Annotated in this window: 12 protein-coding genes and 1 tRNA gene; 4 read left to right on the top strand and 9 right to left on the bottom strand. The window is 57.6% G+C overall.

The features are described 5' to 3' along the window. Positions 1 to 69: 69 nt before the first annotated feature. A complete protein-coding gene (locus CFA77_RS03620) occupies positions 70 to 1,389 on the top strand; it encodes an FAD-dependent oxidoreductase (protein ID WP_206992292.1) in 1,320 nt (439 codons plus the stop codon). Here the strand turns inward: CFA77_RS03620 and CFA77_RS03615 are convergent. The 4 genes from CFA77_RS03615 to CFA77_RS03600 all read right to left on the bottom strand — a co-directional run bounded on the left by CFA77_RS03615 (position 1,386) and on the right by CFA77_RS03600 (position 7,949). Beyond that, positions 1,386 to 2,885 (bottom strand): tryptophan halogenase family protein, encoded by a 1,500-nt coding sequence (locus CFA77_RS03615; protein WP_206992291.1) that lies wholly within the window; start codon positions 2,883 to 2,885, stop codon positions 1,386 to 1,388. The two genes, CFA77_RS03620 and CFA77_RS03615, sit on opposite strands and share 4 nt — an antisense overlap. Positions 2,886 to 2,912: 27 nt before the next feature. After that, the gene (locus CFA77_RS03610) at positions 2,913 to 3,950 is read right to left on the bottom strand and encodes a cupin-like domain-containing protein (protein ID WP_242517473.1); all 1,038 of its coding nucleotides are present in this window, start codon (positions 3,948 to 3,950) and stop codon (positions 2,913 to 2,915) included. Between the two features lie 17 nt (positions 3,951 to 3,967). Beyond that, on the bottom strand, positions 3,968 to 4,699 hold the full coding sequence (locus CFA77_RS03605) for a SapC family protein (protein WP_206992290.1): 732 nt from the start codon (positions 4,697 to 4,699) through the stop codon (positions 3,968 to 3,970). A 157-nt stretch (positions 4,700 to 4,856) separates the two neighbouring features. Continuing rightward, on the bottom strand, positions 4,857 to 7,949 hold the full coding sequence (locus CFA77_RS03600) for a TonB-dependent receptor (RefSeq protein ID WP_206992289.1): 3,093 nt from the start codon (positions 7,947 to 7,949) through the stop codon (positions 4,857 to 4,859). Between the two features lie 543 nt (positions 7,950 to 8,492). Between CFA77_RS03600 and CFA77_RS03595 the strand changes: the two genes are divergently transcribed. Beyond that, a complete protein-coding gene (locus CFA77_RS03595; RefSeq protein WP_206992288.1) occupies positions 8,493 to 9,890 on the top strand; it encodes an amidohydrolase family protein in 1,398 nt (465 codons plus the stop codon). Positions 9,891 to 9,930: 40 nt separating this feature from the next. Here the strand turns inward: CFA77_RS03595 and CFA77_RS03590 are convergent. The 3 genes from CFA77_RS03590 to CFA77_RS03580 form a co-directional block, all read right to left on the bottom strand. Then, positions 9,931 to 10,006, bottom strand: a tRNA-Val gene (locus CFA77_RS03590). Between the two features lie 89 nt (positions 10,007 to 10,095). Beyond that, positions 10,096 to 12,513 carry an endopeptidase La gene (gene lon, locus CFA77_RS03585; protein ID WP_206992287.1) on the bottom strand — a complete coding sequence of 806 codons (2,418 nt, stop codon included), beginning with the start codon at positions 12,511 to 12,513 and terminating at the stop codon, positions 10,096 to 10,098. A gap of 170 nt (positions 12,514 to 12,683) precedes the next feature. Further along, the gene (locus CFA77_RS03580; RefSeq protein ID WP_256434953.1) at positions 12,684 to 13,985 is read right to left on the bottom strand and encodes an NADH:flavin oxidoreductase/NADH oxidase family protein; all 1,302 of its coding nucleotides are present in this window, start codon (positions 13,983 to 13,985) and stop codon (positions 12,684 to 12,686) included. Positions 13,986 to 14,038: 53 nt separating this feature from the next. Between CFA77_RS03580 and parE the strand changes: the two genes are divergently transcribed. Next, entirely contained in the window at positions 14,039 to 16,036 is a 1,998-nt protein-coding gene (gene parE / locus CFA77_RS03575) for a DNA topoisomerase IV subunit B (protein ID WP_206992285.1), read from the top strand. Positions 16,037 to 16,120: 84 nt separating this feature from the next. Beyond that, positions 16,121 to 17,722, top strand: coding sequence for a diguanylate cyclase domain-containing protein (locus tag CFA77_RS03570; RefSeq protein ID WP_206992284.1), 1,602 nt, complete (start codon positions 16,121 to 16,123; stop codon positions 17,720 to 17,722). 85 nt (positions 17,723 to 17,807) lie between these two features. Here CFA77_RS03570 and CFA77_RS03565 read toward each other — a convergent pair whose 3' ends face one another. Together CFA77_RS03565 and CFA77_RS03560 are read right to left on the bottom strand one after the other, a co-directional pair. Beyond that, positions 17,808 to 18,422 carry a hypothetical protein gene (locus CFA77_RS03565; RefSeq protein ID WP_206992283.1) on the bottom strand — a complete coding sequence of 205 codons (615 nt, stop codon included), beginning with the start codon at positions 18,420 to 18,422 and terminating at the stop codon, positions 17,808 to 17,810. A 261-nt stretch (positions 18,423 to 18,683) separates the two neighbouring features. Next, positions 18,684 to 19,823, bottom strand: a complete 1,140-nt coding sequence (locus tag CFA77_RS03560; protein WP_206992282.1) for a hypothetical protein — start codon at positions 19,821 to 19,823, stop codon at positions 18,684 to 18,686. Positions 19,824 to 19,830 lie beyond the last annotated feature (7 nt).

The raw sequence follows: 19,830 nt of genomic DNA, 5'->3' as shown, positions 1-19,830 counted from the left end.
TCTTAAACGGTTGCATATCCTGTCCCGGGTTCTGTAGCGTGCATTCCGATTGAGGAGAGTATAGTTCCGGTGTCCCGCCCTAAATCGCCTTTCAAAATAGCAGTCATCGGTGCCGGGCCTGCGGGACTGAGCACGGCACGCTTCATCAAGCAGGCCGGACACAAGGCGGTCTTGTTCGAGGCCGAAGACCGTCTGGGGGGCAAGTCTTTTTCCGTTGTCCGTGGCGATGCCATGAATGAGATGGGCACGTGTTACACCACCCGCTCCCACAAGCTTGTAAAGAAGTGGATGCGCCAGCACGGGATCACGCTGAGCCGCCTGGGTGAGGCGCGATATGATGGCCTGAAGGTCGTCGACTATGTCAGGACGGGTGACGGTCCGCCCATGGTGTTGCAGGCCCTGAAGTTCATCTGGGCTGCCGGGCGGCTGCGCCGCGATATCCGAGACCGACCAGACGATCCGGACGTGCGCGCGGAAGCCGCCATGACGACAGCGGAATGGGTGAAGCGACTCAACCTGCCGAAAATCGACCTTGCGTCTCACCGAATTCAGACAACGCAGGGTTATGGATTCACCGACGAAGCCACGATTGGCCAGACCGTCCAGTGGTGCGATCTGAACTATCTCCTGTCAGGCGTCCTCAACGACATGCACATGCCTGATCAGGGCTGGAGCGAGTTCTGGAACCGGTTCGCTCAGGATCTCGACGTGCGGCTATCGAGCCCGGTGACCCATCTCGACCGGTCCGGACCAAAGCCCGTGATCACGACGGCTGGCAAGAGCGAAGAATTCGACGCTGTGGTCTCCACCGTGCCGATGCAGAATTTCGTCAAGTTCTGCGCCGCAACGCGCGACGAGATGTTCATCTGCAACGGCATTGAATGGCAAAACTATACCACTACGCTGCTGACCTCGCCGGACTGGTTCGAAGGTCACATGATCATCGGCTATTCAGAGGCCAGCATGGACAGTACGCGGAAAGGAGCAATCCTGGGCGGTCGCCGCGAAGGCGAAAGCGAGGAACTGGGCGGTCGTCTCTATGTGACGGGCCAGTTTTCGACCGGCCTGACAGCGCCGGAACTTCGCGAGATCCTGCTGGCGGATGCGGAAAAGCACGGCTTTACCATCGAAAGCGTGATTCAGCAGAAGGTCTGGCAATACTTCCCCCAATACAAGGTAGAGGCGGTGCGCGACGGCCTTTTTGGCGCGCTGAAACGCGTACAAGGCCATCAACGTACCTGGTTTGGTGGAGCCAGCTTTTCACATGAACTGGTCTGCAGCGTTGTGGAACAGGCACAAGACATGGTGAAGGACATGCTCAACGAGCTCGTGCACGCCCCTGCTCCAGAGGCCTCATCGGAAACAGCAAAAGTGGCCGAGACGGTCTAGACAGTCTCGGATTCCGGCACCGCACAATATTGATCAATGAAATCCTGATGACTCGGCATCTGTGAGACCGCCTTTGAGATATTGGCCTCAAGGCCACCCAAGGCCGTCATCAATTGGTCATCTGTCATCAGATGGCCCATATGGTGATATCCCTTGGGCTTCAGCCGCTGACCGAGCATAACCTGCAGCCAGGAATCCACGCGGAACAAATCATCCGTCGCCTGATAGGCCAGGCCGTTCTCACGGAACAGGGAAATGCGCTGTGCCAAAGAATCTGGAACCGGCATATCGCGGCGCGCGCGCCAGAAGTCCGAGTCGTCGCGCTCAGTCAGCTTGTAGTGCAACACGATGAAATCGCGGATTTTCTCAAGCTCGCGTTCGGCCTGTTCATTATAGTGGTTCGCAATCGCCTCACTTATCCCGGCAAACGGGAACTGCTGGACCAGACGGGTCGCCCCGACCTGGATGAGATGGATGCTGGTGGATTCCAGTGGCTCAACGAAGCCGCTCGACAGGCCAAGCGCCACGCAGTTCTTGTTCCACACCTTCTTGCGACGACCGGTCTTGTAACGGATCAGGCGAGGTTCGGTCAGTGGCTCCCCATCGACATGGCCAAGCAGATATTCCTTTGCCTCGTCCGGCTGCATATTCTCGCTGCAGAAGACAAGGCCGTTGCCGACCCGGTGCTGTAGCGGGATACGCCAGCGCCAGCCTGCATGATGCGCGATGGCGCGAGTATAGGGCTGAGCGGGGCCGACCGAGCGCGTCTGCACTGCCAGCGCACTGTCGGTCGGCAGCCAATGAGTCCAGTCTTCATAACCCGTCTTGAGGGTCTGCTCGATCAGCATACCCCGGAACCCGGTACAGTCGATGAAAAGGTCGCCCTCGATACGTTCGCCGGATTGCAGTTTGAGCGCCGTGATGAAACCGCTCTCGCCATCCTGCTCGACTTCTTCGATCAGGCCCTCAACACGCTTGACGCCCTTGGCCTCGCTGAAGGTCCGCAGGAATTTCGCGTAGAGACTGGCGTCGAGATGATAGGCATAGTTTATGTTGGCCTTGTCGGACGTGAAGAACCGTCCCGCCTCTGCAGCCTGTAATTCGAAACAGTAAGCGTCGAGTTCAGCGCCAATGCCACGCTCCTGCGCGTACATCCAGATATTGTAGAATTCGCCCATCCAGTTCGACTTGCCGACCTGGCCGAAGGAGTGAATGTAGCGATCACCAAGCCCGCCCCACTCCTCGAACGCAATGCCGAGTTTGAACGTGGCCTTGGTGGCGCGCATGAAGTCGCGCTCGTCGATTCCCATCAGATGATGAAACGTACGGTGCGTCGGGATGGTTGCTTCGCCGACTCCGACTGTGCCGATGGCATCGGATTCCACCAGCGTTATGTCCAGCAACGGGCCAAGCAGGCGTGAGAGCGAGGCCGCAGCGATCCAGCCAGCTGTGCCGCCGCCAGCAATGACTACTCTCCTGATATTCTGCGTTTCCAATGTGATCCCCGGTTCTTTTTATAGTCTTCAGCGATTGAGCTTGTTCAGCAAGAGTGCACGGAGCCGCCGTGCCTTCACCTCATCGAGCGGCCCGAGATTGCCCTGAGCCGCTTCGGGCAAGTGCGCAGCCGGCTGCTCGGAGGTTCCGAAAATATAATAGTCGAACAAGGCCTTCCAGGCCCGCTTCTCCGGCTCCGGACGATCCCGCAAGCTGAGTATGGCGTGCAGCAAGGTGTTCTGGGGCGTATCCATGAAGGCTGGCGACGTGTTCCACCAATAATTAATCATGGCCGTGAAGTCGCCGATGCCCTCAACATTGTGCCACCAGAGTGCTGGATAGAACAGTACATCGCCCGGCTCCAGCTCAGCCACCTCCCCAGCGGCCATGGCCTCGGCAAAGCGCGGGTAGCGCGCAAGGTCTGGATCACGGAAGTCTACCATGCTCACGACCTGTCCGCCGGGCGTGGGCTCCAGAGGGCCGGGATAGAGATTGGCCACCTGCTCAGGCGGGAACAATGTGAAGCGTCGCTTGCCGACCATACAGCAGGCCAGATTGTTCGACATGTCGTAATGGGCTGAAGCAATCGTATGGTTCCCCATCCAGATGCTGACCATTGGCTTGTGCGCATCAAACATCGGATCGTTCAGCACAAGGTCGTTCTCGTCGCGCATGCCCGGAAAGAAATTATCGAGATCGGTCGAACCAATATAGAAAGAGCGCCCGTCAGACGATCTTGCCGTTTCGCGTACCCGATCAAAGAAATCCGGCAACGGAACACGGTCGCGCTCAAAATTGAAGCCGTCCACCGCCTCAGTATAAAAATACCGCCCGCCTTCTTCTGGCGCACTGCGATATTCCACGACCGGACGCCCGCCATAAAACGAGGCGATATGGTCCATGGCTGCGTCCAGTGACTGCAAGCCCTTCTGGACCAGAGGCCACTTACTCGCCACTCCTTTCAAGATGACGGGCTGTTGGTCGCGCATCAGCTGGTCATACGGTATGGCGTCCGGCGAAATGCCCGCCAGTTCCTTCGTTTTGCGCTGTATGTCCAGTGAGGACAAGGTTTCCTCCCAGAGGGTCAGCCGCCTGCTGCCCGTTTCGCGTTCTTCATATTGATCAGCCGGTTCACATTGCCCAACGAGGCCAGCACAAGATAGGCTGCGCGCAGAAATCCGCCACGATGGAGCTGTTGTAGCGCCTCCCCTTCCAGGGCGGCCAGCTTTTCTTCGTTCAGTGTAAAGAGGTCAGGCACCTTGTATTCGGTATGGTCATCAAGTTTGACGTCCAGTGATACAGGCTCGATCAAGCCAGCCTGCTCGAAAGCTGCAAACATGGGCGCGGTCATATCTGCGCCGACCGTAATCACGCGCAAGACCTGGCTGATATGCTGCAAGTATGGTGCATTGCCGCCATGCGCGAGAAAAAGCGGCTCGCCCTCCGTCTTGCTGACGCGCGGATTTTCTAGGTCCACATGGATCACCGGTTCTCGGCGGACCTCGCCATCGACTTCCTGGTTCTGGAAACCGATCATGAACGGGCCGCGCTGATGGATCGCGGGCACATAACGGGCCTGCCAGCGCGCACCATCAAGGAAGAGGTTTTCGCCCTTGTCGAGACCGAGCAGGATCACGCAGTAAAAAGCCCCCTCCTCGTCCTTTCGGAAGAAGATCGGGTATTCGCGCTGAAGCTCGGAAAACTCTGTCGGATAGACCGCTGCCTGATTGACGCTGTCGCCATAGGCCGCGCCAAAGCGGGTGATCACCTTGAGATCCGGATGATCGATATTGTTCAGAAGTGCCATCTTGGCCATGAGGCGCCTTTCGGTGCTGCTTACGCTCGTTGTGCCGTGCGAGCGCGTTTCCGTCATGATGAAACAATCCTCCCATGCTTACAAGCGGGGGCAAAAAAGGCCGCTGCAAGCAGCGGCCTTTCCTGAATGTTCCAAGTCTCGTTCCAGTCGTCTCCGACTAGAACTTGTAGCGGACGCCAACCTGGTAGCGTGGTGCCAGCTCGTAGACATAGTACACCTGCTCCGGCACGCGGTGGTAGAGCCGCTGGTCTTCACCGGCCAGATTGATGCCCTCGAAGGACACGGCAATCTGGTCGTTAATGTCATAGCTGACATTCAGGTCGATCTGGCTGTATTCCTCGGTATAGATACCGCTTCGGTCTCCGCCTTCGTTCGTGTTGAGAAGGAAGGTATCGCGCCAGTTATAGGCCAGACGCGCGGAGAAACCGTACTTTTCATAGATCGCCGTTACGTTCGCCGTGTCGGATAGACCGAGCAGTGCGAACTGGTTCTCGTTGATATCTCCGGCCGGATTGAGCTCAACGTCGCCATTGACCAATGTATAGTTGGCCTGGAAACCAAATCCGGTCTCCCCGAAGAAGTGCTGCCAGGCAAATTCGAGCCCGTCAATGTTGCCTTCGCGGTTGTTGATCGGCTGTTCGACACCAAATAGTGCCAGCGGGTCGCTGGCATTGGATGCGACATCATATTGTCCGAGAATCTGGTCCACATAGCTTTGCGGCAGGACACCGCCGACAAGCTGGGATTCGAACTCGGCACGCGCCGCCGCAGTATCTCCGCCATTGGCGTCGATCAGGGCTGTCAGTGTAAAGAGGTTGGCTTCAGATTGATCGACACCCAGCGTATTGATAATAGCCAGAGCATCTCCAGACCGCGAACCAGACGCTCCTGATGCGGGATCCCGCAAGCCGAACAAATTGCGCTCGACCACACCGTTACCAATGAAGTTTTTCACCTTCTTGTCGAAGTATCCGAGCGATACATAGCTTGAATCATCGTAGTACCACTCAACCGAGGCATCGAAATTAGTCGATTTGAGAGGTAGCAAGCCCGGGTTCTGAGAGTCACCCGTTAGTGAACCGCCGAAGGCCGTTGGGCGATTTGGCGCATCCGTGGTCGTGGACGAGAAAAGGTTGCTATATGCGGCCCGGCCAATTGTTTTGCTGAACGATGCACGTGCAACAACATTTTCGGTCAGATCAACCTGAAAGTCGACGTTCGGAAGCACTTCCTCATAAGCGCCCTTGCCCGATAGATCTTGCTGGGCACCAGACTGGACGATGAGGAAATCGTTGTCTGCCTGCCACAAGATGCCCGATGGGATCGACTGAACGGTTGTCGAATTGACGTTGGTGTCTTCATAACGAACACCGATATTGGTGCGCGTCGGAAGCCCCATGAAGTCGCGCTCGATATTGAACTGAGCATAGAAAGACAGAATTTCTTCCTGCACAGTGTCGTCGGATTCAGAGACGTTGACCGCGTTGCCGGCATAAGCCGCTTCCAAAATCGGGAAGAGCTGAGCCGCGTCAGTGCGGAACGCGACGTCTGCCTGCCCCACAGCTACGTCGTCGAACAGACATGAGAGGCAATACTGCTGCATCGCGCCTGGAGCGAATTGTTCAACGTCGCCAGGATTGGAGATACCCCATGAACCAAGGTCCTGCTGGGTTGTCCGTGTTGTACGATCCATCTGAGTGTCGCGGTAATTACTGCCAACCGTCAGACTCGTACGATCGTCGAAGTCCCAGACGAAGCGCAGATCAAACTCGTCAACCTGATGCTCCATATTGGCAGAGTTCGACCGTTGCACCTGGGTGCCGAGATCACCTGCATCCAGCACGCCATTGCCATTTCCGCGAACGGAATCGTCAATCGTGTAGGACTGGATCGGAGAGCCGCTACGATAATCCACCGAGTGTTGGAGGATAACCGGCGCGCCCATTGAAACGAATGTCGCAACATGGCCGAGTGGATTGTTACCACCGGATTCCGACTTCGAGCTGTGCGCATCGAAGATAATGGTTCCGCGTTCGGAGAATTCCCAATCAGCGTTGAAGCCGATCGAATTCATCTCGTCCTTCGTCGCGCGATTGGTTTGCTCAAAGCCGATATCCTTTGAGCCGTTATTGTTCTCCTGCATGAACACAGCCGTAGCGACCGGGCCATCATTGTCGAAAATGATCTGGTCTAGCGGCGTCGCAAACCAGTTGGTCTGCTCATAGCGCAGTTCGTCGGCCTCATTCTGGGCGTAAGTATAGTCACCGGTCAGGGTGAGGTTATCAATCGGACGGAACTGGAGCACCAGCTGGCCGTTGAGACGCTCTCGGGAAATATCCGAGAAGTCGTAGCGACTGTCCTGCGGGATAGCATAAAGCTGGCCAGCAGCTGGTGGATTGGTGATTTGGGTAGAACCATCACCACGCGTATAGCTGCCATCAATTGTGCCGTCTGCGGATTCACGGACGATCCAGTCATTGACTTGCTGTGATGGCGCGCCGGAATCCCGCTTCGAATAAGATCCGAAAATACCGATGCCGAAACGGTCGGAAGGATCGGTCCAGCTGACAAGACCTGACAATTCAGGTGTGAAGTCATCACCAGCTTCAACGCTCGTATCGTTGATCGCTTTGGCCGAGAAGGTCGCATTCAGACCTGGATCGTCAAATGGCGTCCGTGTCTTGATGTTGACGGTCGCGCCGAGGCCACCTGATGGCAGCACCGATTGGCCAGTCTTGTAGACTTCCAGTCCGTTGACGCCTTCCGAAGCGAGGTTTGCGAAGTCGAATGCACGGTCACCACCAGCGCCGTAATTGCCGCGGGCACCGATAGCGCGAATTTTGGCGGTTGGCATGGTCCGGCCATTCAGCGTGACCAGGTTGAACCCTGGGCCAAAGCCACGAACGGTGATTTCGGAGCCTTCGCCATTGACCCGGTTGATGGACACACCCGTGATGCGCTGAAGCGATTCCGCGAGGTTTGTGTCCGGGAACTTGCCGATGTCTTCGGCCGAAATGGCGTCAACAACACCATTGGAGCTGCGCTTGATGTCCATGGCGCGCTCGAGCGATCCGCGGATGCCCTGTACGACCACAGTTTCCTGCGTCAGTGTCTCTTCATTCGCGTCTTGCGCCTGCGCTGCCAATGGCAGGGCTGACAGCAGCGACACCGCGGACGCACTGCACAGCAGCGTTCCCCATTTTACTTTCCGTGCGGAATCCGCACGGACCTTGTCCGTGGAAACAGTCATTACAATCCTCCCTGAGACAGGCCACTCACGACGGTGGTGCCGGTCTTCAATGCTTGTCTCGGTCAGGCGGACTGCCCCTGCAATCCACCTACCCGACAGTCAGTGCATCACCAAATGTTTGCGCTATCAAGCCTTTCATGACGAAAATTTTGGATTGGTGTCACTCAGCACGTACCCGATGAAACCGATTTCACCGCTCTTGCAACAATTTTCTCCCCGTAGCTATTGGGACTTTCGCAATCCCGCGCAGGATTGAGCAATCGCGGTAGAAAATTTTTCAAAGACCGATTTTTCCGGATTTATGACAAGGTTGGCAAAAAGGCCACACTCTCGAACCCCAAACCCTGCGGGAATGAGGAATCGTAAACCTGCTGAGCAACTCCCCTCCTCCACGCGCTCCATCTCCAAAATTTATTGTGCGGACTCGATCAAGACGCCTCATTCACTGTGGCTCCACATTCGGTCGAGCCTTCCGGATCAAGTTGCACGCCTCATTCGGCACCGTCTTCGAGCGCCGAGAACTTCAGATGGATCAAGACACGTATGACCCACCCTGCCCCTGTTGACTTGCTCATCCGAAATGCATGGATCGTCACGATGGATGCGACGCGGCGAATTTATCGAAATGGCGCAATCGCGATCGTCGGAAACCGCATTCACAGCGTCGGTCAGGACAGCGAAATATCCGGCTCGGTCAGCGCTCGTGAGACGCTGGACGGCAATGGATTCGTCATCACGCCTGGATTCGTGAATTGCCACGTCCACATCACCGGCGAACCGCTGACCCGGGGAATCGTGCCAGACAATACCGACTGGGCTGAGAACGTCTTCGGATGGCTGATTCCGATGTACATGACCCAGACTCCTGCCGACGAACGCCTGTCGGCTCAGTTTGCGGCCCTTGAAATGCTCCGCACCGGCACCACGACTTTCATCGAGGCCGGCACGATCCTGAACCTCGAAGCTGTTGCGGATGGCCTTGCCGAAATCGGCATCCGCGGACGGATTGGTCAATGGCTGCAGGACCGCGCCTTTGCACCCGACGACGATCAGACGGCGCTGACTGATTCCGCGCTGTCGCGCATGGACGACCAGTCCAACGCCTACCCGCAAACAGAGGATTCACTGATTTCGGCTTGGCCGCTCCTGGTGGGCCACAACACGGCAACCGACGAATTATGGCGCGGCGCATCGGATCTTGCCCGCACGAAAGGCTTGGGTGTGAGCGCCCATATGAGCGCCGATCCGGCAGATCCAGAGTATTATCTCGAGACAGCCGGAAAGCGCGCAATCGCCCATCTGGCAGACCTCGACGCGCTCGGCCCGCACCTGTCCCTGACCCACGCGGTGCATCTGGACCAGAACGAAGTCGACCTGCTGGCATCGAGCGGCACGCATGTCACGCACTGCCCGATGACCGCCATGAAAGGCGGGTACGGGGCAAGCTCTGCCGGCCTGTTCCCCGAAATGGCCGCCGCCGGCGTGAATATCCAGCTGGGCACGGATGGCAACAATAATGGCAATACCAGCGATATCATGCGCGCCATGTTTGCCATGGCAGGCCTGTTCAAGGATGCGCGCCGCGACGCAAGCCTGTTCTCGGCCTATAGCGTGCTGGAAGCGGCCACGATCAATGGCGCAAAAGGCGCGCAGATGGCCGACCAGATCGGGTCACTGGAACCTGGCAAGAAGGCCGACTTCGTACTGCATGATCGCAACCGGCCGGAATGGGTGCCGCTTTTCAACCCGGTCAACCAGCTTATCTATTCCGCCGATGGCCGCGGCGTTCACAGTGTCTGGGTAGATGGGCGGCGCGTGGTCGAGAACTACCGCTCCACACTGATCGACGAAGACCGGTTGCTTGCCGAGGTTCAGGCCGCCGGAATGGCGCTGGTCTCACGTGAAGGCCGCAGTGTGCCGTCAGAATGGCCGGTCCTCTGAGGAAGGCCCGAGACGACACAATCTGGAAATTCGGAGAAAGTGGTGGGCGGTAACGGGCTCGAACCGCTGACCCTCTCGGTGTAAACGAGATGCTCTACCAACTGAGCTAACCGCCCCAATCCCGCTCAAATGCACGGGGTTGAGAGAAAAAGCAAGACGGCCGTTCAGTGTTTGAACGGCCGCCTGTCATAAGTCTCAATTCAGCCTAGTGAGGACGGGCCGGATCGGTCGCCTGATTACCCGGCTGACCGGACAATGAGGCCTGCAATGCGGCTTCATCTGCTTCTGACCACTCTATCGGCGACAAGGGCCGCGTCAGCGCGATGGCCAGCACTTCATTGATGTCCGAAACGGGCACAATCTTCAGGCCGGTCTTCACATTCTCCGGAATGTCCTCGAGATCCTTCTCGTTCTCTTCCGGGATCAGCACCGTCTTGATGCCGCCGCGCAGAGCTGCGAGCAGTTTCTCTTTCAGGCCACCAATCGGCAGGACGCGTCCCCGCAGGCTGATCTCGCCCGTCATGGCCACTTCCCGGTCCACCGGGTTGCCGGTCAGCAGCGAGACAATCGCCGTTGTCATGGCAACACCCGCGGACGGGCCATCCTTTGGCGTCGCGCCATCGGGCACGTGCACGTGGATGTCGGTCGTGTTGAACACGGTCGGCTTGATGCCGAGCATGACAGACCGGGACCGGACCAGCGAGCTGGCCGCCTGGATCGACTCTTTCATGACGTCGCGGAGGTTGCCCGTGACCTTCATGTTGCCGCGACCGGGCATCTTGACCGCCTCGATGGTGAGCAGGTCACCGCCGGTCTCGGTCCAGGCAAGGCCTGTCACCGCACCAAGCTGGTCGGTCTCGTCGGCGAGACCGTAGCGGAATTTCCGCACGCCTGCGAATTCGGGAAGGTTCTCCGACGTCACCGTCAGGGTTTCGCCCTCCTTGTCAGACAGGATGCGGACCGTCTTGCGGGCCAGCCGTGCAATTTCGCGCTTCAAGCTCCGCACACCGGCTTCGCGGGTGTAGTACCGAACAAGGTCGCGAATGGCCTCATCTGCCACAATCCACTCCCCTTCCTTCAGGCCGTGATCTTCACGGACCTGCGGGATGAGGTGACGTTTGGTGATCTCCACCTTCTCGTCCTCGGTATAGCCTGCGATGCGGATGATCTCCATCCGGTCGAGAAGCGGCTGGGGCATGTTGAGCGAGTTCGCCGTCGTCACGAACATCACGTCAGAAAGATCGTAATCGACTTCCAGATAGTGATCGTTGAACGTCGAGTTCTGCTCAGGGTCCAGCACTTCCAGCAAGGCAGATGCCGGATCGCCGCGATGGTCCATGCCCATCTTGTCGATCTCATCCAGCAGGAAGAGCGGATTGCCCGTCTTGGTCTTCTTCAGCGACTGGATCACCCGGCCCGGCATGGAGCCGATATAGGTCCGGCGGTGGCCACGAATTTCGCTTTCGTCCCGCACGCCGCCCAGCGACACGCGCACAAAGTCGCGTCCTGTGGCTTCAGCGATGGAGCGGCCAAGCGAAGTCTTGCCGACGCCCGGAGGGCCCACGAGGCAAAGGATCGGTCCTTTCATCTTGCCGGTGCGTTTCTGCACGGCGAGATATTCCAGGATCCGCTCTTTCACCTTGTCGAGACCATAATGGTCGTCATCAAGTTGCTTCTCGGCCTTGGTGAGATTGGTCTCGATTTCCTTGCGCGTGCCCCAAGGCAGGGCCAGCAGCCAGTCGAGATAATTCCGCACGACAGTCGATTCCGCAGACATTGGCGACATCTGACGCAGCTTCTTGATCTCGGCTTCGGCCTTCAGGCGCGCCTCTTCAGACAGCGGGGCATCCGCAATCTTCTGCTCAAGGTCGGCCAGCTCGTCGCGCTCAGCGCCATCGCCGCCCTGCTCGCCCAACTCGCGCTGAATCGCTTTCATCTGCTCGTTCAGGTAATATTCGCGCTGGGTCTTCTCCATCTGCCGCTTGACGCGGTTCTTGATCTTCCGCTCCATCTGCAACATGCCCATTTCGCCTTCCATGAGGGCGAAGACCTTCTCGAGGCGATCTTTCGCATCGGGAAGTTCGAGCAATTCCTGCTTTTCGGAGAGTTTGACAGACAGGTTCGACGCCACCGCATCGGCCAGACGACCAGGCTCGGTCAGCGCAGCAATCGTGGTGACGGATTCCGGCGGGATCTTGCGGTTCAGCTTGACGTAATTTTCAAACTGCTCCTGCACGGCACGCATGAGTGCCTGCACGTCATCATCGGTGCCTTGGGCCTCGTCATAGGCTTCGACTTCAGCTTCAAAATATTCGCCGCGGTCGTGCAGCTGGTTCAGACGCGCACGCGTCTTGCCTTCGACCAGCACTTTCACCGTACCGTCAGGCAGCTTGAGCAGCTGCAAAATGGTGGCAATCGTGCCGACCTCGTGGACATCATCTGAGCCCGGGTCGTCTATGGCCGCGTCGCGCTGGGCGACCAGCATGATTTCATTGTCGGCCTCTTCGATCATTTCGAGGGCCCGTACAGACTTGTCCCGCCCAACAAACAGGGGCGCGACCATGTCTGGAAACACAACGATGTCCCGAAGCGGCAACACCGGAAGGTTCTTTATACCTGGCATCTACAATGCCTCCTTCTTCAAATTGAGCCCCGACTGGGCGGCAGCTCAGGAAACCCTACCTGCCGATGATGGCAGGAGTCGGGCGTTTCACCAGATGTGGAGGGCGATGCAGGCCGGTTCAAGCCACCGGATGCTCAGGAAATTCCCTCTTCTGTGGAAACCGTCTCCTATCAGGGCATTGCGGCTTTTCTGGCCTTTTCGGTGCGGCTTTCATTTTTCTGATTGGCCAGGAAGGCAGAAAGCACGCCCAATCCCGTATCCGGGGCCTCGCCGGCGCCAAGCCTGCGCAACTGTTCATAATACCAGCCGATAACGCCAAAACCGTTCAGCGCCTTCACCAGTTTGATGGGAGAATTCGGCCCCAGCCATCCCGGCCCGAGGCGCAATGTTTTCTCCCATTGCGCGGCGGCAGCGACCTCTCCGGACAAGAGCTGTTTCGGCGTGTCCGGCTCGACACAGAGCGGCCGGCCAAGACCGATCAGGTCGGCCTCCCCTTCCGCAAGCGCCGAATTCATGGCCTCGGTCGTGCGAAATCCGCCTGTCACCATGAGTGGCAACTGGCTGCGCGCCTGCACTGCTTTGGCATATTTCAGGAAGTAGGCCTCCCGTTCGCGCGTGGATTCACGGACATTCTGCTCAAAAACCGGCTCCAGGCCTTCGCTGTCCATCATGCGGGGCTGTTCATAATTACCCCCGGATATCTCGACAAAGTCGACGCCAAGCTCGTTCAGAATGTCGATCACGCCGAGACAATCTTCAAAACTGAACCCGCCTTTCTGAAAGTCTGCGGAATTGAGCTTTACCGAAACCGAAAACCCCGGCCCTGCCGCAATGCGCGATTCCCTGACGCATTCGGCGAGGAGGCGCGCGCGGTTTTCCAGCGGCCCGCCATAGTCATCCTGGCGCTGGTTCGCCAGCGGCGACAGGAACGAAGAAAGTAAATAGCCATGCGCGCCATGAACCTGAACACCGTCAAAGCCCGCCTGCTTTGCAACGCTGGCGGCCCGGCCGAAGCCTTCGATCACGGCTTTGATCTCGTCCAAAGTCATCGCGCGGGGCTGACCGAATTGGCCGCCCGGCAAGCCCAGCGCGACCGGACTTGGCGCAGCGGGGCTCGGATTGATCAGTTTTGGCGTTTGGCGTCCGGCATGGCTGACCTGCATGATCATTGCGGCGCCATGAGATTTGCCAACGTCGGCCCAGCGCGAGAACATATCCATCTCTTCATTTGACGGCTTGCCGTCTATGACCACATTTCCCGCACGCTCGAGATGATTGCGGTCAATCTGGACATTTCCTGTGATCATCCCGCCTATGCCGCCTTCCGCCCAGCGGCGATACAATGTCAGATGGCTTTCAGTTACCCGGTTGCGAGGATCAGCGAGTCCCTCTGTCATTGCCGCCTTCACAAGCCGATTGGGGAATGTAAGCCCGCTCTCCAGGGTTAACGCCGTATTAATCGAGGCTGTCATCTTATGTTCTCCCATATCGACACTGAGTCGCCCGCCCTTATCGGAGACATCATATGGCAGCCGCCAAGCAAGCAAAGCTGTTTGACCAAATGAGTACAGAAAGTACCGGCTATTCCGCCAAGGATATCGAGGTCCTCGAAGGCCTTGAACCTGTCCGCAAACGCCCCGGCATGTATATTGGCGGCACGGATGAGCGCGCCTATCATCACCTCTTTGCCGAGGTGCTGGACAACTCCATGGATGAAGCGGTGGCCGGGCATGCCAGCCGGATCGAGATCAAGCTCGACGCCGATGGCTTCCTGGCGGTGAGCGACAATGGCCGCGGCATTCCGGTTGATCCACACCCGAAATTCCCGAAAAAGTCCGCGCTGGAAGTCATCATGACCACACTGCATGCGGGCGGCAAGTTCTCCGACAAGGCCTATGAGACCGCCGGCGGCCTGCACGGCGTCGGCATTTCGGTCGTCAATGCGCTGTCGGAACTGGTCGAAGTTGAAGTCGCACGCGACAAGATCCTGTACCGGCAGACCTTCTCGCGCGGCATTCCGCAGGACAAGTTGAAAAAAGTCGGCACGGCGCCAAATCGCCGGGGGACCGTGGTGAAGTTCAAGCCGGACTTCCAGATCTTCGGCGAAAAGATGCGTTTCCGCCCGGCCCGCCTGTTTCAGATGGCGCGATCAAAAGCCTATCTCTATCGAGGCGTTGAAGTACGCTGGAGCTGTGATCCTTCCCTGCTGCCAGAAGATTCCAAGGTTCCTGCCGAAGCCACGCTCTCCTATCCGAACGGATTGGCAGACCAGCTGGATGAAGTCTTCAAGGACAAGGCGACCATCACCGATGCAGCCTTTACTGGTCTTGTTGATCAAGGCGGCGAAGGCAAGGTCGAGTGGGCCATTGCCTGGACGCGCGCCGGCTTTGGCGAGGCGGACGGATTTTCACGCTCCTATTGCAACACTATTCCGACCCCGGATGGTGGTACGCACGAAGCGGGCTTCCGCTCAGCCATCACGAAAGGGCTACGCAATTTCGGGGAACTGACCGGAAACAAGAAAGCCTCCGAAATCACCGCCGAAGATATCATGGGCCATTCCGGCTTGCTCTTGTCTGTTTTCATCAAGGGTCCGGAATTTGTCGGTCAGACCAAGGACAAGCTGTCGACGACGGCCGCGTTCCGCCTGGTGGAAAACTCCGTGCGCGACCGGTTTGACCATTGGCTGGCCGGTAGCCCGAAAGAAGCCGACAAATTGCTCGGCTGGGCGGTTGAGCGCGCGGAAGAACGCCAGCGCCGCCGCAAGGCCAAGGATATCAGCCGCAAATCGGCCACCAAGAAGCTTCGCCTGCCGGGCAAGCTGGCGGATTGCTCCAACAAGGGGCCGGACGGCACGGAACTGTTCCTCGTCGAGGGGGATTCGGCTGGCGGCTCCGCCAAGCAGGCCCGCGACCGCAAGACCCAGGCCATCCTGCCCCTGCGCGGCAAGATCCTGAATGTCGAAAGCGCCTCGCTCGACAAGATGATGAACAATCAGGAGATCAATGATCTTTCACTGGCGCTCGGCACGGCGCTGGGCAAGAAGTTCGACATGGACGATCTGCGGTATGACCGCATCATCATCATGACGGATGCCGATGTAGATGGCGCCCACATTGCCAGCTTGCTGATCACTTTCTTCTATCGGATGACACCGGGCCTGATCGAAAGCGGACGCCTGTTCCTGGCCCTGCCCCCGCTCTACAAGCTCTCCAACAAGGGTACGATCGTCTACGCGATGGACGATGCCGACCGGGCCGAGAAAATGAAAGAGCACTTCAAACCGAACCAGAAAGTCGACATGACCCGCTTCAAGGGTCTCGGCGAGATGAACCCGTCTCAGCTGAAGGAAACCACAATGAACCCGGCGACGCGGACGCTTGCGCGGGTCACTCTGGAGGCGATTGACGATGTCGAGGTTCCGGCCGAGGAGCTGATAAACACGTTGATGGGCAAGAAAGCCGAATTGCGTTTCCGGTTCATTCAGGAAAACGCTGCTTTCGTTGAAGAGCTTGATATCTAGGTAAACAAGATTTGAAACGCCGGTAAGAAATTTCCTTTATTCGGAAAGACGATTCTAACCCTGTTTGGGTATGGTTCGCCCATCATGTTATTCGGACGCACCCTATTCAAACACGACAAGAAGCGCCATTCCGGGCGCGAAATTCTTGAGTCGCACCTGAATCGGTACATCCTCGCGCTGAGCATTGTTCTGGCGCTGATCCTTGCCAGCCACATCGTTTCCCTGACTGCCCTCCGCCAAGGTGCGCATGATGCGACCGCGATCAATATGAGCGGCAGCCAGCGCATGTTGCTGCAGCAAATGTCTCATGCGGCCCATGATTACGCCGAAGACGGGTCGCCGGAGCTGCGGGAGAATTTGCGCGACAGCATCAAATTGTTCGAGACGTCTCACTATGAACTTATCCGCTTTGGCGAAGATGATGCCGCACTTCAGGCGATCTATTCCGAAGGCGAAAACTCCATTCATACCAAGGTTCTTGAGCTCATCAACAATGTGAACTGGGTTCTGGTCGACCGCCGGAATACGTCCGCGGCGCTTGAGGCAATTGAATATGAGGCTTCCGGCCCCCTCGCCAATCGGCTCGGAGAGGCGGCGGACGCTTTCGAAGCGCAGGCCAACAAGCGCGCCGAATGGCTGGGAACGATCCAGACCTATACGGTCCTGGCCCTCGTCCTGACGATTGTCGCGGAAGTGTTCCTGGTCTTCTGGCCGGCCCACAAGATCATGATCCGGGCCTTCAAGAAGCTGGACCAGCAACATAGCGAAGCCCAGGCAACACTGAAGCGCCTGTCCAATTTCTCCGCCGTGGCCTCAGACCTGTTCTGGGAAACCGATCTCCAGGGCAAGCTGATCTATGCCGAGGGCACCTTCCTCCAGAAACTTCAGGGCGGCCGCAATTCCCTGGTCGGGTGCAACTATCTCGACATTATCCAGTTCGATGAAGAAAACTCCGAGATCATGACCAATGCGGTCCAGTCGGCCGCGAGTTACGCCCGTGTGCGCGGAATTTTCACGGACGTTGATGGCCAGACCTATCACATGGATATGGCCGGCGCGCCGTGCTTTGACGACAAGGGTCGGATCACCGGCTATATCGGCACCTCCAACGACATTAGCGCGCAGGTCGAGAAACAAGAGGAGGTCCGTAAATTGGCCTATTCGGACCCCCTGACTCATCTCGCGAACAAGCGCGCCCTCGAAGAGCGGCTGCCGACCATGCTCGCAGAAGCCTCAAACACCGCGCCGCTCTTTATCCTGGCGCTGGACCTGGATGGCTTCAAGGCGGTCAACGACACATATGGTCATGGCGCGGGCGACGAAGTGCTCAAAGTCGTGGCGGCCCGGATGAAAGCCATTGTTCGCGACAGCGACCTGACCGTGCGCACAGGCGGGGACGAGTTCTTCATCGTCTGCAGCACATCGCCATCGCGCCTTGCCGTTGAGGGCCTGGCCCTGCGGCTCAAGCGCAAGCTGAGCGAGCCTTATGGCCTGTCGACGGGCCACCGCGTCCGCATCAGCACGTCCATCGGCATTGCCGCTGCGCCGTATGACTGTATGGGCGAAGGCCCGCTGCTGCATGCCGCAGACATGGCGCTGTACGAAGCCAAGCGCTGTGGCCGCAACCAGTTCCGCTTCTATGAAGATCTCGGGCCTTTCGTGGTCGACGAACAGGCCATGGCCTAGGGCCCCTTCCCTCCATTTCCTCCAGAACCTTTGGCCGGAGACGCGCCCCACGCGCTCCGGCTTTTTTTGTGTTGTGAGGCAGGCGTCAGCCAGAGCTTTCCCAGGAGTCCAGCGCGGCGCGGATCTGCGCGGGCAATAGCGTCGCAATCGCGCCAAGCTCTGGCGAGAGGCGGAAGGCGCTGGTCGCCGGGCCAACCGCCGGGCGCGGCTCGCCATGCTTCTGCAGGCGTTTGAGACTGCGCGCGAGGCGGAGGGCGTGGGCGTCCGGATCTGCGATCACGCGCCGGAGCGCCGCGATCCGGGCCATCAGGCGGCGCGGAGAGACGGATCCGGAAAGGGTCCGGAGAATGTCCGGAAAACCGCCCTCAATCGTCTGGCGTGCGGGCAGCAATTTCAAACGTCTTGGATAAAGTCGCGGAAAGATGGCGAGTTCGACGCCGTCGGGCAGGTTCGGTTCCGGCTTCGGCTCGGCGGGCGCGGCGCGCGGGGCCGCCGGGGCGAGCGTCAGATTGAGCGCGAGGACCAGGATCAGGCGGCGGACAATGGTTTCCAGCATTTTGAGCCGCCCGGAAATCCGCTGCGCCACCCCCCGCCCGATCACTTTCGGCCCGAGATGAAGGTTCGCCAGCGCCGAAGCATCCAGCACCGCCCGCCCGGCATGTTCCAGCCCCCGTTTCAGAATGTCCGTTTGCGCGTCCATGGGGGGAGTATGGGGGTGGAGGGTATCAGACGGATTGGAAGTTCATCCGAAGCCGCTCGCTCACCGTGCCAGGTACGCGTAAATTTTCTCAGCCCAAGCCACTGGTCCATCATCGCAAGGCGCATTTCTTGCGGACTAGTTCAATACGGCAATTCCAAGTTCGTAGCGCGAGTAGCGCCCGATGCTATGCGCCGACTTCGTTGGACCTAGTGCTGGGCCAATCAATTACACAGTGTATCCAATGCCTCATATTTTCTCAATCTATCTCAATTTGTTCTCGAGTACTTCATCGACGACATTTCGAACGAGTTCCAATGGCAATTCTGCGAATGCAAACTGCTCATAAATTGGAGAAAGAAGTTGAATAAGTAATCCGTGCAGATCATCTGAAATATGTTTCACGGGTCGCGATATATAACTTGAAAGCGTGTCCGTCGTGGCGGGGCCATATTGATCAAGAAAATACTTTGCCGGAGTATGCGAGTTTAAGAATCTCCCTTCTACTCCTTCATATGTTATCGAATAAGAGAACTTCGCCGATTCATCAGAGAAGTGACTGGCGAGCGAAGCAAGATATATTAGTATCTCCGAGGTTCGCCAAATTGGTAGAACCCAATCAAAAGAGGTTCCTTTGCTGTACCGATAGTCCGGTCGATCCTCTTGCATAGGTCGAAGCAAGTATGCGAATCCAGATTTCGAAACACGCCAGAAATCTGCATGCGTCGCTTCCGTACCTTTTCCCAACCAAGCTTCGATTGTCTCGCCTCTCGGCTGGGGCGCTCTTTCATTGTGCAAATAGGTAAATGGAGGCCAGCCTGAATGTTTTGGCGTCTCCCTTTCCATTACTCGAGCAAGCTCTCTCAGCGATGAAACCTCAAACGGTGAAATCTGAAATCCGACGCACCAATACCCAGAACTGAATCTACGCTCGTCATCGGCATCTAACGGAGCAATAATGTCGGCCCACCGCTGTTTACTTTTTATCATCCACTCATACAAAGCTGTCGGATGCAGCCCCTTAAACTGTTCATCTAGCTCAGAACTTCGTGGCGCTGCGATAAACTCATCAATAGCTTCTGCTAAATATTTTCTGCTTGAGATTTGATGACGAATATTCTTCAACCGGCCAACAGCTTCATCCCTAGTCTGAGCAATAATCAGCTCCGCCCCATCCCAAAATGACGTACACGCGTGATCCCCTGCCGTAAGCTTTACATTTTTCTCAGAGCATTGAACTTCCGCGTCGTACTCTTCCGATATCTTTAAAAAGCGAATGACGCGATCAAACCGATCCGTATCTTGAATCCAGAGTGAATTTGAATCGGGCCTTCGAAACACTGGCGTCGCGAAACAAGGTCCATCGCCTAGTAAAGGCATTGCGCCAACAAGCTGATAGTACATATTCTTA

The sequence above is a fragment of the Hyphomonas sp. KY3 genome, assembly GCF_017309975.1.
Lineage (GTDB): Bacteria > Pseudomonadota > Alphaproteobacteria > Caulobacterales > Hyphomonadaceae > Hyphomonas.
The sequence above is the reverse complement of the archived record's forward strand: the minus strand, read 5'-3'. Positions and strand labels throughout refer to the sequence as shown.

Coding starts and splice junctions, on each gene's coding strand:
- lon (WP_206992287.1), bottom strand. CDS start 12,513: ATGCCAGGTATAAAGAACCTTCCGGTGTTGCCGCTTCGGGACATCGTT.
- CFA77_RS03570 (WP_206992284.1), top strand. CDS start 16,121: ATGTTATTCGGACGCACCCTATTCAAACACGACAAGAAGCGCCATTCC.
- CFA77_RS03605 (WP_206992290.1), bottom strand. CDS start 4,699: ATGGCCAAGATGGCACTTCTGAACAATATCGATCATCCGGATCTCAAG.
- CFA77_RS03565 (WP_206992283.1), bottom strand. CDS start 18,422: ATGGACGCGCAAACGGACATTCTGAAACGGGGGCTGGAACATGCCGGG.
- parE (WP_206992285.1), top strand. CDS start 14,039: ATGGCAGCCGCCAAGCAAGCAAAGCTGTTTGACCAAATGAGTACAGAA.
- CFA77_RS03600 (WP_206992289.1), bottom strand. CDS start 7,949: ATGACTGTTTCCACGGACAAGGTCCGTGCGGATTCCGCACGGAAAGTA.
- CFA77_RS03560 (WP_206992282.1), bottom strand. CDS start 19,823: ATGTACTATCAGCTTGTTGGCGCAATGCCTTTACTAGGCGATGGACCT.
- CFA77_RS03580 (WP_256434953.1), bottom strand. CDS start 13,985: ATGACAGCCTCGATTAATACGGCGTTAACCCTGGAGAGCGGGCTTACA.
- CFA77_RS03595 (WP_206992288.1), top strand. CDS start 8,493: ATGACCCACCCTGCCCCTGTTGACTTGCTCATCCGAAATGCATGGATC.